Source organism: uncultured Ruegeria sp. (assembly GCF_947489545.1).
Taxonomy (GTDB): domain Bacteria; phylum Pseudomonadota; class Alphaproteobacteria; order Rhodobacterales; family Rhodobacteraceae; genus Ruegeria.
The window spans coordinates 59,862-74,771 of record NZ_CANLDZ010000011.1 but is presented as its reverse complement, the minus strand read 5'-3'; the positions used below and the strand labels follow the sequence as shown (position 1 = coordinate 74,771).

15 protein-coding genes are annotated in these 14,910 nt (G+C 56.8%); 6 read left to right on the top strand and 9 right to left on the bottom strand.

Going from position 1 to position 14,910, the window contains the following annotated elements; translation table 11 throughout:
• Positions 1-8: 8 nt before the first annotated feature.
• Together Q1B13_RS15560 and Q1B13_RS15555 are read right to left on the bottom strand one after the other, a co-directional pair.
• Positions 9-710, bottom strand: coding sequence for a hypothetical protein (locus tag Q1B13_RS15560; protein WP_299082002.1), 702 nt, complete (start codon positions 708-710; stop codon positions 9-11).
• The gene (locus tag Q1B13_RS15555) at positions 682-969 is read right to left on the bottom strand and encodes a hypothetical protein (protein WP_299082005.1); all 288 of its coding nucleotides are present in this window, start codon (positions 967-969) and stop codon (positions 682-684) included. Before Q1B13_RS15555 ends, Q1B13_RS15560 begins: the two co-directional genes overlap by 29 nt.
• Positions 970-1,144: 175 nt before the next feature.
• On the opposite strand from Q1B13_RS15555, the gene Q1B13_RS15550 reads away from it, so the two are divergent.
• From Q1B13_RS15550 to Q1B13_RS15535, 4 genes are all read left to right on the top strand, one after another.
• The gene (locus Q1B13_RS15550) at positions 1,145-1,606 is read left to right on the top strand and encodes a hypothetical protein (protein ID WP_298937364.1); all 462 of its coding nucleotides are present in this window, start codon (positions 1,145-1,147) and stop codon (positions 1,604-1,606) included.
• A 108-nt stretch (positions 1,607-1,714) separates the two neighbouring features.
• A complete protein-coding gene (locus Q1B13_RS15545; RefSeq protein WP_299082008.1) occupies positions 1,715-2,332 on the top strand; it encodes a ribonuclease HII in 618 nt (205 codons plus the stop codon).
• A 105-nt stretch (positions 2,333-2,437) separates the two neighbouring features.
• The gene (locus Q1B13_RS15540) at positions 2,438-3,541 is read left to right on the top strand and encodes a site-specific DNA-methyltransferase (RefSeq protein ID WP_299082011.1); all 1,104 of its coding nucleotides are present in this window, start codon (positions 2,438-2,440) and stop codon (positions 3,539-3,541) included.
• A gap of 138 nt (positions 3,542-3,679) precedes the next feature.
• On the top strand, positions 3,680-5,062 hold the full coding sequence (locus tag Q1B13_RS15535) for an adenylate/guanylate cyclase domain-containing protein (protein WP_299082014.1): 1,383 nt from the start codon (positions 3,680-3,682) through the stop codon (positions 5,060-5,062).
• An 86-nt stretch (positions 5,063-5,148) separates the two neighbouring features.
• Here the strand turns inward: Q1B13_RS15535 and Q1B13_RS15530 are convergent, their stop codons facing one another.
• Both Q1B13_RS15530 and mutY read right to left on the bottom strand, forming a co-directional pair.
• Complete coding sequence (locus Q1B13_RS15530; RefSeq protein ID WP_299082017.1) at positions 5,149-6,285, bottom strand: alkane 1-monooxygenase; 1,137 nt, start codon at positions 6,283-6,285, stop codon at positions 5,149-5,151.
• Between the two features lie 60 nt (positions 6,286-6,345).
• Positions 6,346-7,401 carry an A/G-specific adenine glycosylase gene (mutY, locus tag Q1B13_RS15525; RefSeq protein WP_299082020.1) on the bottom strand — a complete coding sequence of 352 codons (1,056 nt, stop codon included), beginning with the start codon at positions 7,399-7,401 and terminating at the stop codon, positions 6,346-6,348.
• Between the two features lie 81 nt (positions 7,402-7,482).
• On the opposite strand from mutY, the gene Q1B13_RS15520 reads away from it, so the two are divergent.
• Both Q1B13_RS15520 and Q1B13_RS15515 read left to right on the top strand, forming a co-directional pair.
• Complete coding sequence (locus Q1B13_RS15520) at positions 7,483-7,989, top strand: DUF721 domain-containing protein (RefSeq protein ID WP_299082023.1); 507 nt, start codon at positions 7,483-7,485, stop codon at positions 7,987-7,989.
• Between the two features lie 13 nt (positions 7,990-8,002).
• Positions 8,003-8,665 (top strand): DsbA family protein, encoded by a 663-nt coding sequence (locus Q1B13_RS15515; RefSeq protein WP_299082026.1) that lies wholly within the window; start codon positions 8,003-8,005, stop codon positions 8,663-8,665.
• A 39-nt stretch (positions 8,666-8,704) separates the two neighbouring features.
• Here the strand turns inward: Q1B13_RS15515 and lpxK are convergent, their stop codons facing one another.
• The 5 genes from lpxK to Q1B13_RS15490 form a co-directional block, all read right to left on the bottom strand.
• On the bottom strand, positions 8,705-9,703 hold the full coding sequence (lpxK, locus tag Q1B13_RS15510; protein ID WP_299082029.1) for a tetraacyldisaccharide 4'-kinase: 999 nt from the start codon (positions 9,701-9,703) through the stop codon (positions 8,705-8,707).
• Positions 9,690-10,925, bottom strand: coding sequence for a glycosyltransferase N-terminal domain-containing protein (locus Q1B13_RS15505; protein WP_299082033.1), 1,236 nt, complete (start codon positions 10,923-10,925; stop codon positions 9,690-9,692). Before Q1B13_RS15505 ends, lpxK begins: the two co-directional genes overlap by 14 nt.
• Complete coding sequence (locus Q1B13_RS15500) at positions 10,922-11,722, bottom strand: 3'(2'),5'-bisphosphate nucleotidase CysQ (RefSeq protein ID WP_299082036.1); 801 nt, start codon at positions 11,720-11,722, stop codon at positions 10,922-10,924. Before Q1B13_RS15500 ends, Q1B13_RS15505 begins: the two co-directional genes overlap by 4 nt.
• A complete protein-coding gene (locus tag Q1B13_RS15495; RefSeq protein WP_299082040.1) occupies positions 11,709-13,055 on the bottom strand; it encodes a TldD/PmbA family protein in 1,347 nt (448 codons plus the stop codon). Before Q1B13_RS15495 ends, Q1B13_RS15500 begins: the two co-directional genes overlap by 14 nt.
• A gap of 288 nt (positions 13,056-13,343) precedes the next feature.
• A complete protein-coding gene (locus Q1B13_RS15490) occupies positions 13,344-14,900 on the bottom strand; it encodes a DUF2125 domain-containing protein (protein ID WP_299799949.1) in 1,557 nt (518 codons plus the stop codon).
• Positions 14,901-14,910: the final 10 nt, after the last annotated feature.

Here is a 14,910-nt window from a genome sequence, read left to right as displayed (position 1 = left end):
CCGGGCGATCAAACCATTTGAATGACATCTTTTTCGATGGACAGCATGTAGCCCTTCTTTGCGATGTTTTTCACCAGCAACTCACTGACCATCTGGTTCCCCAACGTATCGCGCAATCGCTTGATCCGAGTAGCGCCCGCAGCTTCGTCGCAATCTGCGGCGCTGCGGCCGGAAATCATCGCCTCAATCTGTGCGCCGGACAGGACTTCGTCATCCAGCCGGGACTCAGCCAGAACCGAAAGGGTTTCCATGGCTGCGGGCGTCAACTTAAAATCCATGTTGTTGAGATAAACAGTGTTTTCCTCGCGACTGATGAGCAGAGATGTAACCTGAATGCCTGTGCGTTCAATTTGCGCCATGCGCCGGTTCAACAGAACAAGCATCACAAGAAAAACAAGTGCTGACACCAGCATCGCGCAGGCAAACACCAGCAAGACATAAATCACCATGCGATAGCTGGACAAAGTGTCTGCGAAGGCGGTGCCTGATTGGGCGAGGATTTCCAACAGACGGATCTCGGCTTGCGAAGTCAAGTCGCTTTCAACAAACAGTCTTTCGACGCGAGCATTAAAGGCATTGGCGTCTGGCAAGGTCCAAAACAGGAATACCGCGGCCGTAATCAGAATCACCAAAATCGCGGAGATACCCAAACCAACCAGACGAACGCCGGATCGCCGCGCATCAGAAACGGAGATAGAATTTTCCGGCATTGGTTTTCCTTTGATCCAACCCTTCCGGTCCAAACACGGACAGGACGTTAAGTAAGGTCCAACCCGACGCATCTAGGCGCTGGGCGACCTCTTGCTGGGCCTGGCTTTTGTCACAGGCCGCGACCTGCATGATGCCATAATGCAGGCGCAGTGGATTGTCCTGCTTTGCCTTGTAATCTGCGTAACAGTCAGCCGCTGACGCAGCCGAGCAAAGCGATATCAGGGCAGCGCAGGCCAGAGAAGAGAGGATCGGTTTCATAGGCTGCATCCTGCGCACGGGTGCATCTGATATTCAATAACTTAAAGGGCTTGGAACCGTTGATATCCGATAACAAAGCGCCGCTATTGCTTGTCTGACAGCGGCAACCCCAGTGTCCTAGCATCGAATTTGCGGTCCTTTGCTGGATCGCCAGAACATCTGAAAGGACATCGCTATGCACCGGAAATTCATTGCTCTGATCATTGCGGCTGCCGTGGCAGTCACTGGCGTTTCGGCGTCTCAGGCCCGTGCGGCTGACACCCGTGATATTCTGGGCGGGCTGGCTGCAATCGCGATCATCGGCGCAGCAGTTCACCATTACAACAAAGACAAACGCAAAAACCGCGCGACACGTCATTACGAACCTGTGCGACCCGCGCCTGTGATCACGCCGCAGCCCGTGCGACCGTTGCCGCAGCATGTGGCACGCTATGATTTGCCGCAACGTTGCCTGAGGACTTTCAAAGCCTACGGTGATCGTCCTCTGTTGGGCCCCAATTGCCTCAAGAAGCACTACAGACATTCCAATAGCCTGCCGCAACAGTGCAAGGTCGGTTTCTGGAATGGCAAAAAGGTCAAGCGCGCGTTCGAGCCTGCTTGCCTGCGCCAGCAAGGATATCGAGTCGTTTACCAGTAACTTTTTCGAGCAGGAGCGGCGTCGCAGAAACGCTGCGCAGGAGAGGGTGGTGAAAACTGCCCTCTCTTTTTGCTTGCGACGTAAGACGAAAAACGGTTTTTCGATTATATGACAGTACCGAATTACAACTTAGAGCAAGTCCTGCATGCAGATGGCTATGTCCGCATCGCCGGTGTTGATGAGGTTGGGCGCGGTCCGTTGGCTGGTCCGGTGGTGGCAGCTGCGGTCATTTTGAATCCAAAGGACATCCCGCAAGGGCTGAACGATTCTAAGAAGCTGACAGCCAAGCGCCGCGCGGTTCTGGATGCCGCGCTACGGCAGAGCGCCGAATTCGCGATTGCCAAGGCGTCAGTCGCTGAGATCGACGAAATCAATATTCTGCGCGCGTCGCATTTGGCGATGGAGCGAGCCGTGGCCGCGTTGAAACCGGCCCCGGATTACTTGTTGATTGATGGAAACCTGATCCCGCGCGGCTTGAAAATCGCATCGCAGGCTGTGGTCAAAGGGGATGCGCGATCTGTGTCGATTGCGGCGGCTTCGATCCTTGCCAAAAACTGGCGTGATCAAGTGATGGTGGATTTAGCGCAACAGCATCCCGGCTATGGATGGGACACAAATGCTGGCTATCCGTCAAAACAACACCGCGATGCGCTGCGAAATCTTGGTGTGACCCCACACCATAGACGTTCCTTCAAGCCGGTCCACAATATCTTGTATCAAGAGTAAATCGTAAGCCGCTGATTCAAAAAAGAAATTGACGGCGAATCCAGGATGACTCATCCTTGTCTCAACCAAATGAGCGCAAAAGCGCCGTGGAACCGAGGCAGTGAAATGACCACAATCAAGACAAAGAGCGCAGCCGCGCTCCCGTTAAACACGATTCTATCCGGGGACTGCATCGATGTGATGAACAGTCTTCCCGAGGCATCCGTGGACCTGATTTTTGCGGACCCGCCCTATAACTTGCAACTGAAAGGCCAGTTGCATCGCCCCGACAACTCTCAGGTAGACGCAGTTGACGATCATTGGGACCAATTTTCCAGCTTTGGCGTCTACGATAAGTTCACGCGAGAGTGGCTGAAAGCAGCCCATCGCCTGTTGAAGCCGAATGGCGCGATCTGGGTGATTGGATCGTACCACAATATCTTCCGTGTTGGCACGGCCTTGCAGGATGCAGGCTATTGGATTTTGAATGACGTGGTCTGGCGCAAGTCTAACCCGATGCCGAATTTCCGCGGCAAGCGGTTTACCAACGCGCATGAGACGATGATCTGGGCCTCGAAACAGGAAGGTGCGAAATACACCTTCAACTACGAGGCGCTGAAAGCTCTGAATGAAGGTATCCAGATGCGCAGCGATTGGGTGCTGCCGATCTGTACCGGGCATGAGCGTCTGAAAGATGAAAACGGCGACAAGGCACATCCGACGCAAAAGCCCGAGTCGCTGCTGCACCGGGTTCTGATTGGATCAACCAATCCAGGTGATGTTATTTTGGACCCGTTCTTTGGCACAGGCACAACTGGCGCTGTCGCCAAGATGCTGGGCCGCGAATTCATCGGGATCGAGCGCGAGGAAAGCTATCGCAAGGTGGCTGAAAAACGCATCGCCAAGGTCCGTAAGTTTGACCGTGAGGCATTGGAAGTCAGCGCCAGCAAACGCGCCGAACCGCGTGTGCCTTTCGGCCAGTTGGTCGAACGTGGCATGCTGCGTCCTGGCGAAGAGCTATATTCCATGAACCAGCGCCATAAAGCCAAAGTGCGTGCCGATGGCACGCTGGTGGGCGACAACGTCAAAGGCTCGATCCATCAGGTCGGAGCGCATCTTGAGAATGCACCATCTTGCAATGGCTGGACGTATTGGTGCTTTAAGCGCGATGGCAAAACCGTACCAATCGACGTGCTGCGCCAGCAGATCCGATCGGAACTGCACAGCTGACAACCAAATACCGCCGGTGCCTGTGGCCTGACACAAGGCACTACGCCTTGCCCCGCCGTATACGGCGGGGTCTTTTGTTTTTGTGCCAGAGATGGTTGCATGCAACAGCCCTGACAGACCCTGCAAAAGACCGAGGCCATGACTGATTCAACAGCAAGCCAATCTCGTTTCGAAAGGTTTTTCCTGACGCAACCGGACAGCGTCGAGCTGGATAACAAATACACCGAGGCCGCATTGGCACGGCACAAGCGCGAGGGTTTGGAGCTTGCAGTTCGGGCCCGTTGGATTGCGATGGCGCTGACCGGAGTGCTGCTGATCTTTCTGAATCCGCATTGGGATGTCATGTGGTATCATTTCATCCTGTTGCTGATTTGCGCAAATGGCTGGTTGATCCGCCGCGCTGGTCGGGTGGGACAGTCCCGGACGGAGTTGCTGCTCATCTTTTTGGATTTGTTGATCATGACGTTGGGCATGATTGTACCAAATCCGTTTAGCGATGATGTAAGGCCACTGGCCATGCAGTATCGCTTTGACAACTTTCAGTACTTTTTCATCATCCTGGCTGCGGGAACGCTTGCGTATTCCTGGAGGACTGTTGTCGCAATCGGGACATGGACCGCAATGATGTGGACGGCCGGTTGGATTATCGCATGGTGGCTGGCAACCCCGATACCCGGCATCAGTGAGCGGTTGGCAGATGCGTTGCAGGGGTATCCGGACGTCGCTGAGTTGCTGGACCCAAACAGCTTCATGGTGCCGCAGCGAGTACAACAGGTCATCGTGTTTGTCATGGTGGCCGTGACCCTGGGTATCTCAATGCGTCGGCTGAACCACTTGCTGATGACCAATGCAGGGCTTGAGCGTGAAAGGGCAAACCTGTCCCGATATTTTTCTCCCAATGTGGTTGAAGAACTCAGCCAGAATGACGAGCCGCTAAAGCAAGTTCGGAAAGAGAACATCGCCGTTTTGTTCATTGATATAGTGGGGTTCACAAAATTTGCGGCCGGGCGCGATCCTTATGACGTCATCGAAGTATTGCGTGGGTTTCATGCCCGAATGGAAACCGAAGTCTTCCGACACCACGGCACGCTGGACAAGTATCTGGGGGACGGGCTGATGGCCACGTTCGGCACACCCGTTCCGACACTCTTTGATGCGACCAATGCATTGGCCTGTGCGCGTTCGATGGTGGATGTCATGGAGCGTTGGAACCTTGAACGCCGTCGGGCCGGAGACCCTGAGATTCACGTCGGGATCGGAGTTCATTTCGGCTCGGTTGTGCTGGGGGACATTGGCGCTAATCGATTGGAATTTGCGGTTATTGGGGATGCGGTGAATGTCGCTGCCAAGTTGGAAGCCAAAACGCGCGACCTGAAGGCACGTGTTGTCATCAGTGAGGCTGTGCGGGAACAGGCGCTAAAGGAGCCGCCCACAGGCCAGGATTTGACGGAGGGTTTTGTCCTGTACCCACAACAGGCCGTGCGCGGAGTCGAGACTGCGATGGATATCTGGATGATGTGAGGGGAAGCGCTCCGGCCGCTTTAAACTGCATCATAAGATGCAATGCCAACCGTTGGGCCGGGCAGCGCGCGAAACGCGCGCTGCGGTCAGGCGTTTGGTTGCGGGTTCATTGCTTTGTTGTAGGGCTTCCAATCCGAAATCTCGGGGTAGTATTGACGCCGCCAATCCCGGACGCGGGGGTTCATTACCCGACGCCACAGAGGTGGGATCATCGCGGCTATGGTCATCACCGGATAGCCATAGGGCAGTTGTGGCGCCGCGTTCTGCGTATGATGCTGCAGCAGCGGGAAGCGTCGGTTCGGTTTGTAGTGATGGTCCGAATGCCGTTGCAGGTTGATCAACAACCAGTTCGAAGCCTTTTGCGACGCGTTCCACGAGTGACGCGGCAAGACATGTTCATATTTCCCGTCGCCTAGGTGTTTTCGGGTCAGCCCGTAGTGCTCGACATAGTTCACCAGTTCCAATTGCCAGATCGCAACGCCAGCCTGAAGCAGGAACAGCGCCAGACCCAGCCAGCCGCCCATCGCTAAAGCAAGTAGCATCATCCCGCCTTGCAAAGCCCAGTAGCGCCAGAACGGGTTTTTGCGATCCGTCCACGGTTGACCCTTGCGGGCCAGCTTGTCGCGTTCGGCTTTGAATGCGGAAACCAGGCATTGCAGTAACACGCGCGGGTAGAACCGATGAAATCCCTCGTTGTACCGGGCGGTGACAGGGTCCCGTGGCGTGCCGACATAACGGTGATGGACCAGCAGGTGCTCGGACCGGAAATGGGAATACAGGACCATCGCCAAAAGCACATCACCAAACCAGCGTTCAAGACGGCTGCTTTGGTGCATCAATTCATGGCTGTAGTTGATACCGATGGTGCCCGAGATGACGCCCATCCCGAAGAACAACCCAAACTTTTCCAGCCCCGACAGATGATCGGTGCGGGTGGCATACCAGATCAGGCCGTAGAGTGTCAGAAACTGAACGGGTGTCCAAAGCTTGGTTAGCAAAACATACCACTGGAGCACATCGTCCGGCGTGTTCGGATCGGCATTGTCCTCATTCAGCCCGGTGAGGCGGTCAAGCACAGCAAAGGCCCACCATGTCGACAAGGGCACCAACAAAAGCCACCAGCCACCGACAAAGGCGGTTGCCCAGATCAATGGGATCAAAAGAAACGAAACCCAAAAGGGTATGGCGGATCTCCAACCCGATAATGTGCCAGATGCAATCATCCTGATGCTCCGATAGGATATGCGCAGCCTAGCCGCGCCAAACGCGCTTGCACAGCAGGCTTATTGCCTCTGCCAAAGGTCATGTGCCTTGCGCATCACGGTTGGAAGATCGCTGGGCTTGAACTCGTGTTTGCCCAGAATGGTAAGGCCGTCCGTGGTTGTTTCCGCAGGCAGTTCAGCGGTCCAAATCCGCAAAACCAGATGGAAATGAGTGAAGGTATGGCGCACCTCTTCTGACAAGACGCTCCAGTCGGCTGCAAACGGCGGTGTCTCGGACGGGGTGTCGGACCACTCCGAGCCGGGCCAGCCTAGCATGCCACCCAGCAACCCTTTATCGGGCCGACGTTCCAGCAGCAGGGCGCCGTCCCGCCGACGTGCGATGTAAACATGCCCGAACCGCGTAGGCTTCGGTTTTTTGGCTGTTTTCTTGGGTAAATCCGCTTGTGTTCCTGCAATCCGCGCCGCGCAAGGTGTGCGCAATGGACAGATGCCACAGGCCGGAGATTTGGGCGTACAAATCGTGGCCCCCAGGTCCATAACAGCCTGCGCGTAGTCGCCGGGCCGCTGGGTCGGCGTCAAAGCAGCGGCTTCTTTCATCAAGATTGGTTTAGATCCGGGCAAAGGGTCATGAATGTCATAAAGACGCGACATGACACGCTCGACATTGCCATCCAGAACCGTTTCAGGGCGGTCAAATGCAATGGCTGCCACTGCGGCTGCAGTATAGGGGCCGATGCCCGGCAGTTTGAGCAGCGCGTCAACGGTATCCGGAAATTGCCCGTCGTATTCGTCTGCCACAACGCGTGCGCATTTCAGCAGGTTGCGTGCACGGGCATAGTAACCCAACCCGGCCCATTCCCCCATGACCTGATCGTCCGGGGCAGCTGCCAGTGAGGCAACATCAGGCCACCGCGTTGTGAAGCGCATGAAGTAGTCGCGCACAGCAGCAACCGTTGTTTGTTGCAGCATGACTTCGGACAGCCACACGCGATAGGGATCTGGTGTCACTCCGGCGGCACGATCAGCCGGGCCAACACGCCACGGCATTTGGCGGGCATTGTGGTCGTACCAGTCCAAAAGTGCGGCGCTTACGCTGAATTCGCTGATGTCACGCAAGTTTTATCTATCTCCCTGTCGGGTTTCTCTGGCGCCTATGCCCATGCCCTCTACAATAGCGGCGCAGGAGTTGGAAACCAGATGCAACGCAGACGTTCGTCGACCCGCGGATTCAAACGTACCGCAACCTTGCTGAATGACCAGATTCGGCGCGCCGGTGAAAGCCGGGGTTTTGCTGTGTCGCGCCTGTTGACCCATTGGGCCGAGATTGTGGGGCAGGATACCGCCGCCATCTCGCGACCTGTGAAAGTTGGCTATGGCAAAGGCGGGATTGGTGCGACCCTAACCATTCTGACGACAGGTCCGCAGGCACCGATGTTGGAAATGCAAAAGGAACAACTGCGCGACAAGGTCAACGCGATCTATGGCTACAATGCGATCAGCCGTATTCGCATCACCCAGACCGCGCCGATCGGATTTGCCGAGGGGCAGGCCAGTTTCGATCACAAACCGAAAAAGCCGAAACCTACGATTGCACCCGAAATTGTAGCCGAGGCTGACAAAGTGTCGCGAGAGGTTCACGATGGTGAGTTACGCGCGGCCCTTGAACGTCTTGGTCGTAACGTTCTATCCAAACAGAAACGCTGAGAAAGGGCTGAGAATGAGCCGTATTGCAACCGTAATTTGTACGGCCGTCGCCGTCGCCGCTGGCGGCTATTGGTTGACGCTGTCAAACTCCACCGTACCCAATCCGCTGGTCAGTAGTGCCGAGGCACAAGAAGCGGATCTGGACACATCGACCGTTGTTGAAATGGTGCAAGGGGACAAGGATGCGCCTGTCGAGATCATCGAATATGCATCCTATACTTGCCCTCATTGCGCGAATTTCCACAAAGGCACTTACAAGCAGCTAAAGAAGGACTTTATCGATACCGGTAAGGTCAAGTTCATTTACCGCGAGGTCTACTTTGACCGCTACGGTCTGTGGGCATCGATGGTGGCGCGCTGCGCGGGTCCTGAGAAATTCTTTGGCATTACCGATCTGATCTATGACGGGCAGTCAGAGTGGACACGCGCCGGTGGTCCGACTGAGATTGTCGATGAACTGCGCAAAATTGGTCGCCGCGCCGGTATCGACAATGACCAGCTTGAAGCGTGCCTGCAGGACGGCACCCGCGCGCAGACTTTGGTTGCCTGGTATCAGGAAAACGCCGAGCGTGACGGCATCGAGGCAACGCCCTCGTTTGTTGTGAATGGCAAGAACGTCTCAAACCAGTCTTACGAAGAATTCAAAGCACTGATTGAAGACGAGTTGGGCAGCTAGTGCTTTTCCGGTTGGCGCGTCGGGTGCCGACCGGGCTGTCTACGGGGATGGTGCGGCGCGCAGCAGCATATCCCTGATCGTTTCTGGTTCCGACATCTGAAGGCGAACGGGCAAAGTGATCACTTTGCTTCGAAAGGCCGGGGGCAGGCGTACGGCGTCCTTTTCGGTGGTCACCATCTGTGCACCCAGCACCCGCGCTTCGTTTTCCAGCCGGGTCATTAAGGCTTGTGTCAGCGGTTGATGATCATCCAGTGCTTCTGCCCGCAAAAGCTCAACGCCCTGTTGGCGCAGAGTTTCAAAGAACTTTTCCGGATGTCCGATGCCCGCAAAGGCCAAAGCCCGCGTACCGGCCCAATCCATCCCTGTTTGCAATGGCTCAACGGCTCCGGTGGTATGCGGCACGGTGAGTTGCGTGCCCCAGCGTTCCTTAAACTGCGACTGAGCAGGGGCATCCCCCAGCGACAATACCACGTCCGCACGCTTAAGCCCTACGTCCACCGGTTCCCGTAATGGTCCGGCGGGAAGGCACAAGCCGTTTCCGAATCCACGCTGTGCATCGACCACAATGATTGAGAAATCCTTGGCGACTGACGGGTTTTGAAACCCATCATCCAGGACAATCACGCTTGCCCCTTCGGCGGCGGCAGCCCAGGCACCTGCCGCCCGATCTTTGGCGACCCAGACATCAGCGAACATTGCCAGCAGTAGCGGCTCGTCCCCAACCTGCGCGGCAGTATGTTTGGACGGGTCGACCTGAACAGGGCCTTCCAACGACCCACCATGTCCGCGGGTCACGATGTGCGGTTTGTGCCAGGCGTTGCTTAGCTGCTCGATAATCCAGATAACGGTTGGTGTTTTGCCGGTGCCCCCCGCGTTCAGGTTGCCGACGCAAATCACTGGCACGCCGGGATCTACACCGGAACCCGAAGCGACCCGGCGCGCAGTAGCAGACGCATAAATCCGGCCCAGAGGAGCCAGCACCCGTGCCCGAATATCAAGCTGGCCTGGGGCCGTGTTCCAAAACTCAGGTGCGCGCATCGTCTGTACTCCGACGGTCCAGAGTTTCCTGAACCATCTCGATTAACTGATCTGCTTGGGGTGCGCCTTCGGTAATCATTTGCCATCCCGCCAAAGCCATGGCCGCAGCCTTGTCGGGTGCCAGCAGCTGAACAACCGATTCTGCCAGCTCGTTTGCCGTTTTGACCATCCGCGCCGCCCCGGCCTTTTCAAGACGATGGTACAGATCCTGATACCGGTTCACAAACGGGCCATGAATGATGGCCGAACCCAGCGCGACAGAGTCCAGCGGATCCTGTCCGCCTGCGTCAAATTCAAGAGAGCTGCCAATGAACGCAACGGCCGAGAGGCGCTGCCATAGGCCCAGATCTTCGGGTTCTGATGACAGGATGACTTGGGTCGTGTCCTCGATCAACCCACCTTCGTCCCAATTGCTGCATCGCAGATCCATAGACTCGAGGCGACGATGCAGCGGTGTGGCTTCGCTGATATCAGCGACGTGTAGCACCAGCGCCAGGCGCGGTAACAGCCTTAGTGCCTGGCGATGTGCGCTGAGAACAGAAATGAACTCCTTGTCCTGAACCCAAGCAGCCAACCACACGGGTCGCCCCGCGAGTGTTTGGTTGATTTCGATCAGCTCGTCCTCGGGCCAGGGGCTTGGGTTCGGGCTGATCTGCAGAGGCGGGGCCTCTGACACCTTTGTGGAAGGGATGCCCAGCCGCCGAATTTGACGCGCGGTTTCAGGGGTAGTTGTCAGGATCTGGCGGAAACAATCGAAGGTGTACCGGGTAATATCAGGCAACCAGCGCGCGCTGCGGGCAATCGTGATGTCCAGTTTCGCCTCGATCAGGATCAGGGGAATCCCACGTTCGTGCGCGCGGGTGATGATGTTTGGCATCACGCCACCGCCAACCCAAATCCCCATATCCGGGCGCCAGTGGTCCAGGAACCCGCGTGCTGCCCCGGCTTGTTCCATCGGAAGCTTGACCAGAGGAAATGTGCAACCAGTCCAACGCGCCAGATCGGCGTTGGGTGGTGCCGTCAGCAAAATTGAAAGCCCGGGGCGTGCTTGTTGCATCTGACGACAGAAGTCGTTGACGACCCGCAGTCGATCCTGCGACGCGACGTGAATCCACAACAACTCGCCCTCTGGCCGGGGCATGTCCGATTGACCAACCCCGTTTGGCACGCCCCAGGACAGAACCCGATAGGCCGCCAGACTCAGAGAGCGCGGCTTGCTCATTCGCTAATGCCCGACCCGTCCGGGTCCAGTTGCGCTGACAATTGCGCATGAATATCCGCACCAGCAGCAATGACCCCGTTTAGACGGGGATGGGAGTTGTTAAATCGCAGAGGCAGGCCGGTTCGGTCCGAGCAGAGTCCGCCTGCCTCGCGAATGATCAAATCACCAGCGGCGATGTCCCATTCCCAGCTGGGACGAAGGGTCAGCATGCCGTCGAACCGTCCTTGTGCAACCAAAGCCATGCGATATGCCAAAGAAGGACGGTAGGCTCGTTCAAAGACTGGGACCTCTCCCAGACGCCAATGACGCGCGGCAAGGTTGGGCTTGGCCGCCAAAATCTCGGCCTTATCCAATCCAGCGGCTTGGGACGCCTGAATCACTTGCCCATTCAAAGTGGCACCCTGTCCCTTTGCTGCAGCATAAAGCAGGTCGCGCCTTGGCAGGTACACAACGGCCGCCGTCACCTCGCCATGGTCCGCGACGGCAAGGGAATGTGCCCAAGTACGCGCGCCCTCAGCAAAACTGCGGGTGCCATCGATCGGATCAATGATGAACGCGATGTTCCGCGACAGGCGGTCAGGGGTGTCCTCGGTCTCTTCGCTAAGCCAACCATAGCCTGGACGCGCGCCGGGCAGGCGTTCTTCAAGCATCGCATTGACTGCCAGATCTGCTTCGGTCACTGGCCCGGCTCCATCGGGCTTGTCCCAACGTTGCGCCTGCGTGCCAGAATATCGCGTGGCGATCTTGCCAGCCTCTAGGGCGGCTTCGATCAGAAGAGGTAAGTCAGTTGCCGGCAAGCGTCATTCCTTCGATCAGCAACGAGGGGACGACCCGCGACAGGTATGGGCGCGCGTCATTGGCCGGCAAAATGCGTTTCAACATGTCGCGCAGGTTTCCTGCGATCGTGCATTCATTCACCGGATACGTGATCTCTCCATTTTCGACCCAAAAACCCGAAGCGCCCCGGGAATAATCGCCCGTGTTGGGGTTGATCGTAGAACCGATCATCGAGGTCACCAGCAACCCGGTTCCCATGTCTCGCAGCAGGTCAGCACGGCTCTGGTCGCCTTGTGTCAGGCTCAGATTCCAGTTGCTGGGCGATGGCGGCCCTGAGACGCCGCGCGTGGCATTTCCGGTCGAGGCCATATCCAGTTTACGCGCGCTGGACAGATCCAGTGTCCACCCGGTCAAGATACCGTTTTCGACAATGGCGCGACGTCGCGTGGGCAACCCTTCGGCGTCAAAAGGACGCGAGCCCGAGATGCGCGGGCGGTGTGGGTCTTCGATCAAGGACAGATGTTCGGGCAGAACCTGTTGTCCCAGACTATCTGCCAGCCATGATGCTCCGCGCGCAACAGCGGCGCCATTACTGGCGGCCAGCAGGTGGCCGATCAATGACGATGAAATACGTTCGTCGAACAAGACCGGGAAGCTGCCCGTTGCTGGTTTTTGGGCGCCAACCTGTTCCACCGCGCGCTCGCCGGCTATGCGTCCGATTTCGTCGGGACTGCGTAAATCCGACTGAAACGTTCGGCTGTCGCCATCATAGTCACGCTCCATACCGGTGCCTTCGCCTGAAATGGCAACACACGACGTTGAACGGCTGCTGCGCTTGTACCCACCGGAAAACCCGTTGGTCATTGCCAGATGCACCCGGTGCGTTCCGTAGCTTGCCGCTGCGTCCGACACTTGTGATACGCCGGAAACGGCCAACGCCGCTGCTTCGGCGCGAAGCGCATCGTGCATCAAGGCTTCGGCAGAGGGCTCCGAGGTCGGATCGAACAGTTCAAGCGCCTGAATATCCCAATCCTGGGCAATCTGGTCACGTTCAGCCAACCCGGTAAACGGGTCTTCGGGGGCTTCGCTGGCCATGGCAACCGCGCGTTCGGCCATAACCTTCAGCGTTTCGGGGCGCTTGTCCGAGCTTGAAACGATTGCCTGCCGTTTTCCCAGAAACACCCTCAGACCCAAATCCGTGCCTTCAGAGCGCTCGGCATGCTCAAGCGCACCGCCGCGCACTTCGACGGAAACCGAAGATCCGTCGATAACGATGGCATCGGCGGCCTCGGCCCCTGCAGTGCGGGCCGCATCCAGCAGTTGTCGGCTGATTTCTTCTGGTGTGCGGGTCATGTGGCCTCCGGTTTGATTGCACTGGACCTAGCCTTGGACCGACCGTCTCGCAATACCCGTGACCAAATTGTGCAGAGAGTCGATGGCATTATCACGTCTGAGTTTCCAGCTTACCACATCGGTAAGGTTGGCCTTATGTGCATGAAACACCAATAGGCAAAAACGCCTGAGATGGATATTTGCCTACGAGAAATGCGTTAGATCAGACGCGCTGACACAGTTGTCGCGCACTAGATTGCAATCGTCTAGATGAGGAGGCCGCACCGAAGCAGCCTCCTCATGTTGTCGCTATTTGATGCGCTGACCGTTGGCCAGGATTTGGCCGTCTTCAGTGAACTCGATCTTGGAATTCAGCGTATCGGGCTCTTCGCCGGGCACAGCCATCATGCCCATCATCATCCGCGCGCCCATAGCGTCATTGTCTGACATCAGACCCATGCCGATCAGTTTGTCGATCAACGTGTTGGCCCCTACAAGCTGCAGGTTTGCGACACCGGACGGCGCGGGCAGGCCGCCATATTCTTCAACGTTTGCGTTATCGAAGGCAAAGTCGCCGTCGCCGGTCAACTTGGCTCCGACCATCGAGACCAGCAACTCGTTGATTTTCAATGAATGCAGCTCTCCGGGCGTCGCATCATCTGCTTCCAATGCAGCGGCTGACTCGGGATCGAAGATATTCATCAGAACTTTGGCCGTGCCAACCGTGTCCAATGCAATAGTTGCAGGATCGCGTGGCAATGTGCCCGCCGGATCAAATATGCCCCACAGCACGTCTGACATGGTGAAATCCGTCAGGTTCATACCAAAGCCAAACGGTTGGATCTCTTCTGACTGCTGAAGCGGAAACTCAAATTGTAACCCGGCTTTGGCCATCGCCAGTTCGATTGGGAACGGCAGATCTGCCGTGGTAACGGCCAGCTTCGTGCTGTTTTGTTCAATGTCATAGGCTACGCGTTCTGCATCTATGCTGGCTGCGAAACGTCCGCCTTCGGACGTGCTGCCCATCGAAAACTCCTCGCCCTCGCTGACGCCGCTGACATCTGTCGCTCCAGACGTGTACGTGAAGTTGCCCGAAAAGGCGAAGCCGGCCTCGTAGAAGGCCTGAGGGTTTGACAGGTCAAAGTCGCTTGGGATGATGTTCTCGCCTTCAAAGGCCAGCCCATTCAGTTTACCGTCGATCAGACCGGTTTCGTCGTTTTCCGGATCTTTGAACCGGACATTGTACGACATGTCAGCCGCATTAAAGGTCTGGGCGATGTCGCGATTTTCGCCGACACGCATCCGCGAACTTCCGTCCACATCGTTCGCTTCCATGCTGACGGCCAGAGTGTCGTTCGGCAAGGTTTCACCGTCCATCTCAAGCGAATCCAGAACGATAGCCAGTTTGGCCGCCGTGTAATCATAGGTCATGTCTTCTGGCGACCCGGAAACGACCATATTCAACTGGCTGTGAGAATAGACGACATCGGCAGAAAACTCTTCTCCCTCGGTCTGTCCGGCAACTGTCATCGGAAAGCTTTCAGGCAAGTCGATGCTGACCGTGCCATCGCCGTTTTCCGTCAGCGTCATTTCCGGCATGGCCATCTGGAATTGCCCGTCGTCGTCGGGAAACTCCATAGACAGTGTCATGTTGGAAATGGTGGTAACGTTGCCTGATGCGCTTTCGTCACCGGCGATGGAGTAACCCATTGATGTGAAATATGTTTGCCAATCAGCCCAAACATCGTTTGCGGTCAGGTCGGCCAGTGCGCCTTGGGTTGCAACGGCATAAGCCAAGGCTGCGCCGCAACTACGGCGTAGGAAAACAGACATAAGGTAACCCTTCTTGATCAATTTGGTGCGCATGGTCGGGCTT